Here is a 12,462-nt window from a genome sequence, read left to right as displayed (position 1 = left end):
TCAGCGGCGCACCGCACGAACCTGTCCGACAGTCGGACAGGTTTGAAGAATCGCATCACCCGCCATGGCTGGGGGCTTCCACCTCCTCCGAGCAGCGAAAACCTGTCCGACAAGCAGACAGGTCGGGCCGCGTCGGGCGGGAGGTGGACCGTACGGATGGACCGGGCTTGGGGCATCCGGGGGCCGTTATCCCCACGCGCGGGGTGCATCCCCTCGGCGATGTGGGGATTGGCCGTCGGGCGCTTCCACGCATGGCGCGGCAAGGTGACAGCCCCATGAAACTCCGCATCACGCGATTCATCCCATGGGCAGCGATGTTGGGCGCCGCGTGCACGGTGAGCGACCCGGTGGCCACGCTGCATTCGCCTGACGGCGGGAGCGACATTCCGGATGAATGGGCGGAGCACTGCGCGGACAGCGGGCCTCCGCTCCTGTTGGGCAATCCGTCGTCGGGGCCCCTGCTGTGCAGCGGCCAACTGGCGGAGACGCTGTTCCGCCGCGCGGCGTGTTCCTGCGAAGGCCTGTCCCTCAGCGCTCCGTTCGCCGTGGATGCGTTCCGGAGTTCAGTGGGCCCCTACGCTCCCGGTGGCACGGGCGGCGACGTGGGCGTGAATGCCGGCTTGTCCGCGAACGACCGCGTCACGGTGGGCGGCTCGCTCCAGGTGGGCGGCGTCCAGCTCAGCAGCCCTCTCACGGTGGGCGGAAGCCTGGACAGCAACGGCTCCCTTTCCGGTCCGGGCACGTCCGCCACCGTGGCCGGTGACGCGAGGGTGAATGGAGACGTGACGCTCGCCGCGCTCACCGTGGGCGGCGTTCTCACGGTTCCTCCGGAATTCTCCCCCGGCCCTGCCCAGGCGTCGGACCTGCGCCGTGAGCCCGTGCCCGCGGTCACGCCCTGTGACTGCGCCGAGACCTCCCGCTTCGACCCGGCAGCGCTCATCGCCCACCACACCGTGGACAACGACAACGCGACCATCGGGCTGGACCCTGCGACGCTGGAAGACGTCACCGGCGAGCGAGTGCTGGAGCTGCCCTGTGGCCGCTTCCTGCTGACACGCATCGCGGGGCCCGGCCACGCCACGCTGCGCATCCGGGGCCGCACCGCGCTGTTCATCCCCGGCGGAGTGGACCTGGTCGAGGCGCTCACCGTGGACGTGCAGCCCCCGGGCGAACTGGACCTCTTCCTCGCGGGAGGCTTCGTCGTGTCCGGCCAGCTCACGCTGGGCTCCGCCGCCCTGCCCTCCCGGGTGCGTGTCTACGTGGCGGGCACGCAGCCCTTGGACATCTCCGCGGGCAGCACGCTCGCCGGCAACCTCTACGCGCCGCAGGCCCAGCTCAACCTGAGTGGCAACGCGGAGGTCTTCGGATCGCTGTTCGTGCGCCACCTGGAGGCGTCCGGCGCGGTGCAGGTGCACCACGACGCGGACGTGCTCGACGCGGGCGCCGCGTGCCCCGCGGATTGAGCAGTGAGCCAGAAGCCCGCTGATACATCCGCCGCGGCAGCACGGCCCAAGCGGGGATGCGTGCCAGGTCAATCGGCGCAGCCATTGCCACCCGTGAAGCGCGCGGCGTCTTCATGGACGACAAGGCCGCGAACGGCTGTCGCCGCTCACGAAACAGGCAGTCCCAGGGAGCGGGCAATGAAGTGCCAGAAGCGCACAGCCCACCGGCCCAGAGGGCCCTCGGTGCCGTGTAGCGATCCGCCCTCCTTGTGCTCCGTCACGCTGGTCTGTTCGCGGAAGCCGGTGGGTGGAGCCTCTGGCTGGAGTCCACCTTCCAGAGACGAAGTGTCCCAACCTGTCCGACAGTCGGACAGGTTTCCGAGGACGGCCCCCGTCACGTCCCCCTCGGATCGCGCCTCAACGGGCTCGCAAGGGGCGAGCCCCAGGGCGGATGGGGACAGCGGCGCCGTGTCAGCGGGCTCCACGGGGAGGTCCTGCACCTGGGGGCGGGGGGAACCGTTGAGCGCCGCAGCGTCCTCGGAGGCTGACGCGAGGCAACCAGGCTCATGCTCCTCACTGCAGGGGCGTGCCTCCAGCGCATCATCGTGCGCGGTGGCTGACGCGGGGTCTCCGAGAAGGCACTCCTCAGCGCTGTGGGCCTCGGGGGACGCATGCTCCCGCGGGGCAGGAGCAAAGGCGTCCAGCACGCGCTCATCGCACGCCTTCAGCAGCGCCGGCAGCTGGTGCTGAAGTGCCTGCGCGTCGCGGTCACTCAGGGCGTGCATCGCGCCCAGGGCCCACTGGCGCAGGGATTCGCCGCCCATGAAGGACAGCAGCCGGGCCGCGTTGCCTCTCAGGGCCCGTTGCAGTGACTGAATGAGGAGCAGGTGCCCGGGACGGGCCGCCGCCTGGGCCGCCAGCCTCAGCAACTCGAATTCCAGCTGCGCGCAGCGCTCCCCAGGATGCCAGTGCGCCGCGTCCCCGAGGGCGTAGCAGAGGTTCTCCAGTTGGCGAACATCCCTCTCGGAGGCACTCGTGCAGCAGTCGGCCAGCAGCTCCACCAGCACCTGCCGCTTGAGGCTGAAGAAGCCCTCCAGGAGCCGCCGGCATTCCTCGGAGCGCTTGTCATGCAGCGCCAGTCCCAGGTTCTCCAGCGTCAGTGACTCATCCAACGCCACCGCGCGCGTCACACGGCCGGGACGCTGCACCACCAGGCCTCGCGCCGCCAGCCGCCGCAGCGCCTCCCGCACGGTGCTTCGGCTCACCCCGTAGCGACGCGCCAGCACCTGCTCCGAGCCAATCTGGCCATTCCTCGGCAGCCTCCCGAGCGAAATCTCTCGCTCGAGTTGCTCCTCCACGTACGCCACGAGCCCCACCCTCACCATCACCGTCCGCCTCCTCGCCCTACCTTCGCCCATCCAACCAGAGGGGTCTGACATGGACGCGTGGGCCCACCGTCCTCGTTGGTTGCCGGGACAGGGCGGCCTGGGCCCCAGGCGGCACGAACCTGTCCGACTGTCGGACAGGTTTGGCGGAAGCGCTCCCGGCGGGCGCCGCTACCCGTAGCCCCACCTTTGCATCCACGCATGCACGCCGCCGTGGCCCGATGCCGCGCTCCGCGAAACTCCTGTCTTCACGGGCCCCTTCGGGTCACGAACTTCTGGCGACCTGCTTTGCTCAGCGGAACACGACGGTCTTGTGACCGTTGAGCAGGATGCGGTGCTGCACGAACCACGTCACCGCGCGGCCCAACACCACGCTCTCCACGTCGCGCCCTATCGCGGTCAGGGCCTCGGGCGACAGCGTGTGGTCCACGCGCTCCACGTCCTGTTCGATGATGGGTCCCTCGTCCAGGTCGCCCGTGACGAAGTGGGCCGTCGCGCCAATCAGCTTCACGCCCCGGTCGTAGGCCTGCTGGTACGGCCTCGCGCCCTTGAAGCTGGGCAGGAACGAGTGGTGGATGTTGATGAGCCGCCCGCGCAGCGCATCGCACGTCTCCGGGGAGAGGATCTGCATGTACCGGGCGAGCACCACCAGGTCCACGCGCTGCTCGCGCACCAGCTCCAGCAGTCGTGCCTCCTGCCGTGCCTTGTTCTCCGCCGTCACCGGCAGGTGGTGGAACGGAATGTCGTGGGACGCGGCCAGTTGGTAGAAGTCCCGGTGGTTGGACACGATGGCCGGGATCTCCACCGGCAGGATGCCGCTGCGGTAGCGATACAGCAGGTCGTTCAGGCAGTGGCCGATCTTCGAGACCATCAGCAGCACCCGAGGCTTCTCCGCCGCGTCGTGCAGGTGCCAGTCCATGGAGAAGCGCTGCGCGAGCATCCCGAAGGCGTCGCGCAACGCCGCGGACTCGACCTTCCCCTCTTCATCCGCGAAGTGCACGCGCATGAAGAACAGCCGCGTCTGCGGGTCTCCGTACTGGGCGCTGTCGAGGATGTTGCAGCCGTGCTCGGCGAGCCAGCCGGAGACGGCATGGACGATGCCGCGCTGATCCGGGCACGACAGCGTGAGGATGTACTGGGCGGGACGCTCGGTCATGGGCGTCCGCGACTATAGCCGCGCCGGGTGAGCGCCCGTCCCGGAGCACGGCGAGGAGTGTCCGGTGTCTGGCGGGCGCCCATCTGCCTTCCACGCCCCCGCGGGCTGGAGTGGGCAGGACCGTCCTCCCGGGTGGCATTCCGTGCGCGGGAGACTTCCTTCGCGGCGAAGCGAACCTAGACTCTGGTCTGTCATGGCCGACGCCCTCCCATCCGACGCGCCCAGCCGCCGACGACCGGTGGCGGACTCCCTGCGCGAATACGGCCGGGGCATCGCGGGCGGCCTGCTCTTCAGCCTGCCGCTGCTCTACACGATGGAGGTGTGGTGGGCGGGCTTCACGTCCCATCCGGGCAGCGTGCTGGGCTACCTGGTGGCCACGTACGTGCTGCTGCTCGGGTACAACCGCTACGGCGGCTTCCGCCGGGACGTGAACTGGTTCGACGTCTTCACGGACTCCCTGGAGGAGCTGGGGCTGGGGCTGCTCGTGTCCGTGGCCGTGCTCGTGCTCATTGGCCGCATCGGCCAGGGCACGTCACTGCAGGAAGCGGTGGGCATGGTGGTGGTGGAGGCCGGCACGGTGGCCATCGGCGTGTCGGTGGGCACCGCGCAGCTGGGCGGCCAGCACCGCGAGGAGGACGAGGAGGAGGACAAGAAGCGGCTGGAGTCCGCGGATCACATCCCCGGGCAGCTGGTCATCTCGTTCTGCGGCGCGGTGCTGTTCGCGGCCAACGTGGCCCCCACGGAGGAGATCGTGATGATCGCCGTGGAGACGCAGCCCTGGTGCCTGCTGGGGCTCGCCGTGCTGTCGCTGCTGCTGGGCGGGCTCATCCTCTTCCAGAGTGACTTCACTCGCGCGCACCGCTTCACGCGCCGCAGGCTGCGCCGGGACGTGCTGGCGGGCACGTTCGTCACGTATGCCATCGCGCTGCTGTCGAGCGCGCTCGTGTTGTGGTTCTTCGGCCGGTTCAACGGCAATGGCCTGAGCGTCTGCATGGCCCAGGTGGTGGTGCTGAGCCTGGCGTCGACGCTGGGGGCTTCAGCGGGGAGACTGCTCATCCAATCATGAGGACGAACTGGAACTGGCTGGAGGGCGTCGTCTTCGTGTCGAGCTGCGTGCTCGTGGCGCTGGTGCTGGGCTACCTGGCGGTGGATGCGTGGACCACGGGTAGCGGCCCGCCGGACCTGACCGTGCAGGTGGGCACGCCGGTGGCGGCCGCGAACGCGCGGGAGTGGCGGGTGCCCGTCACGGTGACGAACCACGGCGACACGGCGGCGGAAGAGGTCCACGTGCGCGTGTCGCTGCGGGGCGGCCGCGAGCCCAGGGAGGAGGCGGAGTTCGTGCTGGCGTACGTGCCGCGCCACTCCCAGCGGGAGGCCTGGGTCGCGTTCCGCGAGGATCCCTCCCCCGCGGGCGTGGAGGCTCACGCGGTGGGCTTCGCCGCGCCCTGACGCACGCTGCGATCCTGACCGCGCATGCGCGCGAGGAGGCTGGGGTGGTGGGCGGCCATTACTCCGTCCGGAGGATGCGGAGCACCATCGTCCAGGACGTGACCGTCGAAGCGAACCAGGACACCGTCACGGTGCTGCTGCCCGACCCGACCCGCTAGCGGCTATCCTGCGCCTTCGCACTCCAGGAGACGCGGCGCATGCGCAGGGGATATCGGGCAGCCGGCTTCGCGGTCGCGGCCGTCGTCGGACTGCTGCTCCTGGCCTTCTTCGTCCTGCGCGGGCCTGGAGGCACTTCGGGTCCTGCGTCCCGGGGTTCCACCACCGCCTCCGGATTCTTCTCCCGCTTCAGCACGGGGCTGGCTTCGTCCAACTCCACCGGAGGCCCGCGCATCACCGGCGTCGTGCGTGATGCGCAGGGCCCCGTCGCGGGCGTGCGCGTGTCCGCTTCGCGCGTGGAGCCGGAGGTCACGCTGTCGGAGCGCTCCTGCCCTCCTTCCGACAGCGCGTCTCTGGCTCCCGGTGAGCCTCCGCCCCGGTTGATGCGGTGCTGGGACGAAGCCTTCGACGAGCTGGTGGAGCAGGTGGATCAGCGCGAAGGAGAAGCCCCCACCGTCGCGGAGACCCTCAGCGCGGAGGATGGCAGCTTCATCCTGGACGGACTCCCCGAGGGAAAGCTCACGCTCCAGGCCACCCATGGCCAGAGCGTCGCGATGCGCCCTGACGTGACGACGGGCCGTGAGGGCGTGGTCTTGCAGCTCGACGAGGGCCTCTTCTTCGAAGGCATCGTCACGAACGAACCTCCAGGACGAGAGCCCGTCGTGGGTGCGCGCATCACCGTCTTCTCCCACGAACACACGCGCTTCTTCCCCGCGACCAGCGGCGCGGACGGACGCTTCCGCATCGGGCCCGTGCCACCGGCCGACTACGGCATCCTCGTCACGGTCCGGGACCGCGGCCCCCTGCTGCGCATGCGGGCGGATCCGCTGGAGGAGGCCACCTTCATCCTGGACCGCCCCGCGAAGTACGCGGGCACGGTGGTGACGGCGAAGGGAGCACCCGCGCCCGGCGTCTCCGTCCGGCTGTACACGCCTGGCATCACGCCCGAGTGGCGCACGGCACTCACGGATGCTCGGGGACACTTCTCCTTCCGGTCCGTCGAAGGCCCACCCGGCCAGCTCTTCGCGGAGACGGCGGCGCATGACGGCTTCGCGTACGTCGAGACGGAGCCCCGCGAGGACGTGGTCCTCACGCTCGGGCCCGGAATGATCATCCAGGGCACCGTCAGCGACGAGAGCGGCAGCCCGATTCCAGGCGCCCGGGTCCAGGCACATCGCCATGACGAGGGCACGCCGTCCCAGCGCGGACAGGCCGTCACGGATGCGCAGGGGCACTACCGGCTGGGCCCCCTGTTCCGGCTGCCGCACTTCATGGCGGCCCGCGCCGCGCGCCACGTCGACGTGGAGCCGGAGTACCAGGAACTTGGAGAGATGGAGGAGGCGTTCGACTTCACCCTGCCGCACGCCGCTTCCGTGGCGGGCGTCCTCGTCGACGAAGCGGGCCAGCCGCTCTCGGGCCGCACGGTCCAGCTCCATCCGGGCCCGGTGTCGCCCTCCGAACTGGACGTCATCACGGACCACGCCGTGACGGACGAAGCCGGACGCTTCGTCCTGGACGCGGCGGAGGCAGGTCCCGCGTGGCTGGACGTCGACGACGCGACCTTCGTCCTTCAGCGCCTCGCCGTGGAGCTTCCGTCGGAGAACGTGCGGATGGTGCTGCGCCGGGGCACCCAGGTGTCCCTCACCGTCCTGAGCGCGGTGGAAGCGCCGGTGCGCAGCGCCCAGGTGACGCTCTGGAAGCGCGACGCGCGCGGCGAAGCCGACCGGGTGGAAGTCACGGATGCTCACGGGCAGGCCACCCTCCAGGGCGTGCCCCCGGGCAGCTACGTGGCGGAGGCGATGGTGCCTGGACGGGCCGTGGCCGTGCACGCCTCCCAACCCGTGGAGGTCCGGGCGGGAGAGGCGCCGTCCGTCACGCTGCGGCTGGAGGAAGGCCGGACCCTGCGGGGCGCCGTCGTGAGTCCCCAGGGGCGGCCCCTGCCCGGTGTCGCCCTCCGCGCGGAGGTCCTGGAAGCGGACCGGCCCCGCTACCGGGGCGCGCTGTCCCGGCCAGGATTGGAGCCCGAGGGCGTCCGCACGGATGCCGAAGGCCACTTCACCCTGCGCTCACTCAGCGCGGCCCGCCACGTGCTCACCGCGAAGCTGCCGGGGCACGTCGTCGTCGCCTCGGCCTCGCAGGGCGTCCTTGCCGGCGGCGATGACGACTCCGTCGTGGTGGGCCGCGACACGGCGGAGGTCCGGCTGGTGTTGCGGCGCATCCCGCACGTGCGGGGCCGGGTGGTGGCGGAAGGCGGCGAGGCGCTGGAGTTCTTCGAGGTGAACGGCCAGAGGTACACCCACCCGGACGGGCGCTTCGACCAGCGCATGTTCGAAGCCACCGGCGCCCAGCGGTTCCTGGTGCGCGCCAAGGGCTTCGCGCAGGTGGATCGCACGGTCACGCCGGACGGGGAGAACGACCTGGACCTGGGCACCGTCACGCTGACGCGAGGGAGGACGGTGCGGGTGCTGCTGCGCGAAGCCTCGACGGGCGCGCCGTACAACGGACGCATGCGCGACACCACGGGGCGGGAGATGACGGCGGCCCTCAGCTATCAGGTCCACGGCGAAGGCGTCTCGGACGGACCGCCCTTCCTGCCTCCGACCCGGACGGGCCCTCTCAAGGATGGCTCGCTGCTGCTGGAGCACATGCCCCTCACGGCGTTCACGCTCGAGGTGAACACCCAGTTCCACCTGCCGTCGCGCGCGAGGGTGGGCGCGGAGGAGGAGAGCATCACCCTCTCGCTCGACACGGGCGCCCGGGTGACGGGCCACATCCGCGACGCGCAGGGCCAGCCGCTCAAGGCCCGGCTCACCTTCACGCGCTCGGACGGTCTGACGCAGCACCTCAATCTCGGCCCGGGAGACTTCACGTTCAACGGCCTGCCCCCCGGGCGCTACACGGTGAATGTCTGGGTGGAGGACGCGGTGCACGAAACCCGCTTCCCTGCCCGCAGCGTGCGGATTCCGCCTGGTGGCGACGTCACCCTCGACTTCGACGCGCTGGGCACCGGCGCCACCGTCACGCTCCGGCTGCCGGAGGACGTCGACAGCGCGTTCCTGCTGCCCGGCCAGGCGCTCGCGCCCGGCAGCGCCAGGGACTTCGTACACCTGGGCCTCCAGCAACACCCGCTGGAGGAATGGACCGGCACGTCCGTCACGTTCCGCCGCGTTCCCGCGGGCCACTACACCGTCATCGCGAGCAACCGCGACAAGGACCGGATCCACCGCGAGGAGCTGGACGTGCCCGCCGAAGGCACGCTGTCCCGCGACGTGCGGCCTGTCTGGATTCCCCTCGCGCGCTGACGCACGACACAGGGGCCCGCTATCCTGCCGTGCATGGGGAACGCGAGACGTGGGGGACTGAAGCCCTGGCTGGGGGGAGGCGCGCTCGCCGTCTTCGCGCTCCTCGCGTTCCTCGTGTGGAACACCCGGCCCGCGTCGTCCGCGGAGGACGCGCCGTCGTCCCCCCAAGCTGCCACCGTGAAACCGAAACCCCGCGTCTCCCGGCTCACGACGCCACCGCGTCCCATGGGCACCGCGCGCATCGCGGGCCGCGTGCTGGGGACCCACGGTGCGGCCGTGGGCGTGCGCGTCTCCGCCTCCCGCGTGGAGCCCGGGCTCACGCTGTCAGAGCGGCCCTGCCCCTCCCTCTCCGGCCAGGACGACGCGCGGGCGCTGGCGCTCAAGAGCGACGCCTGCGGCTTCGAATCCGAACGCATGCAGGGCGAGGCCGTGGAGGCTCGCGACGGCGAAGCGCCGGTGTTCGCGGAGGCGACCACGGACGCGGAGGGCCGCTTCGTGCTGGACGGCCTGCCCGAGGGCAGTGTCACGCTCTGGGCCCTGGGCGACACGGGCGCGGTGTCACAGGGCGGCGTGCCGGTGGGCTCGGACGACGTGGAGCTGACGCTGGAGCAGGGCGTCCTCTTCGAGGGGTGCGTCACGGCCACGGACCAGACACCCATCCCTGATGCGCGGGTGACGCTCGTCTCCCGCTGGCACACGCGCTTCTTCGACGCGACCACCGATGCCGACGGTCACTTCGTCGCGGGGCCCCTGCCGCAGGGCCGCTACGCCGCCTTCGTCACCGCGGACGGCTGGTCCTCGTGGTTCCAGCCGCAACTGGACTCACCTGACGACCTCGCGTCCGTGGTGCTCGCGCGCACGCTCCCCATCACGGGTCAGCTCATCTCAGCGGAAGGCACGCCGGCGCCGGGCGTCCAGGTCCTCCTCGAGGGGAACACCGCCACGGCCTCCGCCCAGCGCACCACGACGGATGACGCGGGGCGCTTCCGGTTCACCGCGCCCGCCGTCTCCCACCAGCTCACCGCGGAGTCTGCGGGCGCGTTCGCCACGCTGGACGTGACGCCGCCCCTGGAGCACGTGGAGCTGCGGCTCCAGCGGGGCGTGTTCCTGGAAGGCACGGTGCGCGACGACACAGGGCAGCCCATCCCGAACGCGCGCGTGGAGACCTACCGGGAGGACGGCGGTCCGCTCGCCGCCGAAGCGGACACCGTGACGGACACCGCGGGCCGCTACCGGATGGGGCCCACGCGTCCCGGGCCGCATACCTTCCGGATCCTCGCGCCCCATCACCTCGACCTGGAGGTCACGGCCCAGAAGCTCCAGCAGGGCATGGCGCCGCTGGACTTCACGCTCCCTCGCGCGAAGAGCGTGGAGGGCCGCGTCGTCGACACGTCGGGCGCTCCGCTCGAGGGCATCCACCTAGCGCTCTCCGGCAGCCTGGGAGCCGGGGACGACCTCCTCTCCAGCGGCTCCCAGCGCTCGGATGCCACGGGGCGCTTCATCCTGGATGTCCAGCGCGCGGGGACGGCTCGGCTGCTCGTGGAGGACCCCTCCTTCCAGAGTCTCTCCATCGAGGTGCGCGTCCCCTCGCGGGACGTCGTGGTGGTGCTGGACCGGGGCGCCTCCGTCTCCGGCACCGTCACCGATCCCCAGGGGCTGCCGCTGCGGGACGCGACCGTGACGTTGTCGAAGGACACGGAGGACGCGGAGGACGCGCCTGACGAGGAGCCACGGCACTGCACGACGGATGAACAGGGCCGCTTCCACCTGCAAGGCATTGCCCCGGGCCCGTACCTCCTGGAGGCCACCGTCACGGGGGACCTGGTGGACACCTCGGTGTCCCAGTCCATCGCGTTCCAGGCGCGCGAACACCGGGACGTGTCCCTGCGCATGGAAGCAGGCGGCGAGCGCTCCGGCATCGCGGTGGATGGCGCGGGCCAGCCACTCGCGGACGTCGTGATCACCGCGGAGGTTCCCGACAGGACGGAATCACCGTGGCGCGCGGGCTCGAACGAGGACGGCCCTTCCGGCATCCGCACGGGACCGGACGGGCGCTTCACCTTGCGCAAGCTCGTGGCCCCCCAGTACGCGCTGTGGGCCCACCTACCGGGCCATTCCTTCCGCCCCGAGCGCTCGCAGGGAGGCGAGTCCATCGCGGAGCCACGCGGCCTGTGGGTGGGCGCCGGCCCGGAGCCGCTCCGGCTGGTGCTGGAGCGTGACGGACGCATCCGGGGCCGCGTCGTGGCCCCCGGGGGCGAGGCCGTCACCTCCTTCAAGGTGCAGGGCCGGAGCCTCTCGAGTCAGGAGCAGCCCGATGCGTGGCCGGACGGCGTCTTCGACCTTCCCTTCAAGGCCTCGGGTCCGGCGACGCTCACGGTGAAGGCCTCCGGCTTCGTCCCCCTGAGCCGAGACGTGACGCTGACGGAAGGCGTGGACGTGGACCTGGGCGTGCTCACGCTGGATCCAGGCTGGACGCTGCGGCTGGTCCTCCAAGACGCGGAAACGGGCGCCGCGCTCCCCGACGTGGGAGCCCTCCACGTGAAGTTCACGGAACTCTCGGACCCCGACCTCGCCCGCGCGATGGCGCGGCCCCAGCGCGCCTTCTCTCAAGACGGGGGCTACACGCTGGCGCAGCTTCCTCCCCCGCCCTTCGTCCTGGAGCTCAGGGCCCGCGGCGTGCGGCCGTTCCAACACGCGGTGACGTCCCGCCTGGACACGCTCACCGTGCCCCTGGACCTGGCCGCGAAGGTGCGCTTCACCGCCCAGGACAAGCACGGCAAGCCCCTGCCCGCCCTCATCCGGCTGCGGTACGCGGAGGGGCCGGTGGACTTTCCCTTCCAGGAGTTCGCCCAACAGGGCACCGTCCTCGCCCGGGGCCTCGAACCGGGCGAGTACCTCCTGGACGCCCGCCCCATCGACCCGGAGTCGGAGCAGCGCTTCACGCCCCTGCGGGTCCAGATTCCTCCCCGGGGCGAGGTGGCCTTCACCGTGGAGGCGGACCCGCCGTGAAACCTCCGGGGGCGTGTTTCACGTGAGACATGGGGCAGGACTACACTGCGCCCGCCCGCCCGTTCCGGGCGCCCCTGGAGTCACCGCTTGTATTTCTCATCCCGCATCTTCGTTCCGTGGGGCTCGCTCAGCCACGCGGGCCGCTCGCTGTACGTCTGGAGCTTCTACATCTTCGCGCTGGGCCTGACGTGGCTGCTGGCGCCGCAGGTGTTCCTCACGCTGGCCCACGAGGTCGCGGACGCGAACCTGTTCTGGATCCGCGTGGCGGGCGCGCTGCTCACCTCCATCGCGTTCATGTGCCATCAGTCGGCCGTGCTGGACGTGCGCCCCTTCTTCGCCTGGGCGGTGCTCTGCCGCACCTTCATCGTCGTGGTGGTCATCACCTGCACCCTGATGGGCAAGTGCCAGGCCATCTCCGGCTACGTCGCGTGCATCGACTTCGGCGCGTCCATGTGGACCTTCTTCGGCCTGCGCCGGGACCGGGCGGAGGCGCTCGGCCGCGCCTCCGCGCAAGCGAACCTCGCGGCCTGAAGTCCCCACGTCCGCGCGGGAAGTCCCCGGGC

8 protein-coding genes are annotated in these 12,462 nt (G+C 71.1%); 6 read left to right on the top strand and 2 right to left on the bottom strand.

The window, feature by feature from the left end; translation table 11 throughout:
- The first annotated feature begins 275 nt into the window (after positions 1-275).
- On the top strand, positions 276-1,463 hold the full coding sequence (locus tag NR792_RS34745; protein ID WP_375757001.1) for a hypothetical protein: 1,188 nt from the start codon (positions 276-278) through the stop codon (positions 1,461-1,463).
- 146 nt (positions 1,464-1,609) lie between these two features.
- On the opposite strand, the gene NR792_RS34740 is transcribed toward NR792_RS34745, so the two are convergent.
- On the bottom strand, positions 1,610-2,827 hold the full coding sequence (locus NR792_RS34740; protein WP_375761744.1) for a FadR/GntR family transcriptional regulator: 1,218 nt from the start codon (positions 2,825-2,827) through the stop codon (positions 1,610-1,612).
- Positions 2,828-3,119: 292 nt separating this feature from the next.
- A complete protein-coding gene (purU, locus tag NR792_RS34735; RefSeq protein ID WP_375757000.1) occupies positions 3,120-3,983 on the bottom strand; it encodes a formyltetrahydrofolate deformylase in 864 nt (287 codons plus the stop codon).
- 193 nt (positions 3,984-4,176) lie between these two features.
- Here purU and NR792_RS34730 point away from each other — a divergent pair, with 193 nt between their 5' ends.
- The 5 genes from NR792_RS34730 to NR792_RS34710 all read left to right on the top strand — a co-directional run bounded on the left by NR792_RS34730 (position 4,177) and on the right by NR792_RS34710 (position 12,430).
- Positions 4,177-5,049 carry a TIGR02587 family membrane protein gene (locus tag NR792_RS34730; RefSeq protein ID WP_375756999.1) on the top strand — a complete coding sequence of 291 codons (873 nt, stop codon included), beginning with the start codon at positions 4,177-4,179 and terminating at the stop codon, positions 5,047-5,049.
- Positions 5,046-5,432, top strand: a complete 387-nt coding sequence (locus NR792_RS34725) for a hypothetical protein (RefSeq protein ID WP_375756998.1) — start codon at positions 5,046-5,048, stop codon at positions 5,430-5,432. The genes NR792_RS34730 and NR792_RS34725 overlap by 4 nt, the downstream gene beginning before the upstream one ends.
- 197 nt (positions 5,433-5,629) lie before the next feature.
- Positions 5,630-8,890 carry a carboxypeptidase regulatory-like domain-containing protein gene (locus tag NR792_RS34720; protein ID WP_375756997.1) on the top strand — a complete coding sequence of 1,087 codons (3,261 nt, stop codon included), beginning with the start codon at positions 5,630-5,632 and terminating at the stop codon, positions 8,888-8,890.
- 177 nt (positions 8,891-9,067) lie between these two features.
- Positions 9,068-11,899: a carboxypeptidase regulatory-like domain-containing protein gene (locus tag NR792_RS34715; protein ID WP_375756996.1), complete on the top strand. Its 2,832-nt coding sequence runs from the start codon at positions 9,068-9,070 to the stop codon at positions 11,897-11,899.
- An 87-nt stretch (positions 11,900-11,986) separates the two neighbouring features.
- A complete protein-coding gene (locus NR792_RS34710) occupies positions 11,987-12,430 on the top strand; it encodes a hypothetical protein (RefSeq protein WP_375756995.1) in 444 nt (147 codons plus the stop codon).
- Positions 12,431-12,462 lie beyond the last annotated feature (32 nt).

The sequence above is a fragment of the Corallococcus exercitus genome, from assembly GCF_042231735.1.
Taxonomy (GTDB): Bacteria; Myxococcota; Myxococcia; order Myxococcales; family Myxococcaceae; genus Corallococcus; species Corallococcus exercitus_B.
The sequence above is the reverse complement of the archived record's forward strand: the minus strand, read 5'-3'. Positions and strand labels throughout refer to the sequence as shown.

What these genes read in the sequence shown, in the direction of transcription:
- NR792_RS34745 (WP_375757001.1), top strand. Translation starts at nt 276, where the DNA reads ATGAAACTCCGCATCACGCGATTCATCCCATGGGCAGCGATGTTGGGC.
- NR792_RS34740 (WP_375761744.1), bottom strand. Translation starts at nt 2,827, where the DNA reads ATGGTGAGGGTGGGGCTCGTGGCGTACGTGGAGGAGCAACTCGAGCGA.
- purU (WP_375757000.1), bottom strand. Translation starts at nt 3,983, where the DNA reads ATGACCGAGCGTCCCGCCCAGTACATCCTCACGCTGTCGTGCCCGGAT.
- NR792_RS34730 (WP_375756999.1), top strand. Translation starts at nt 4,177, where the DNA reads ATGGCCGACGCCCTCCCATCCGACGCGCCCAGCCGCCGACGACCGGTG.
- NR792_RS34725 (WP_375756998.1), top strand. Translation starts at nt 5,046, where the DNA reads ATGAGGACGAACTGGAACTGGCTGGAGGGCGTCGTCTTCGTGTCGAGC.
- NR792_RS34720 (WP_375756997.1), top strand. Translation starts at nt 5,630, where the DNA reads ATGCGCAGGGGATATCGGGCAGCCGGCTTCGCGGTCGCGGCCGTCGTC.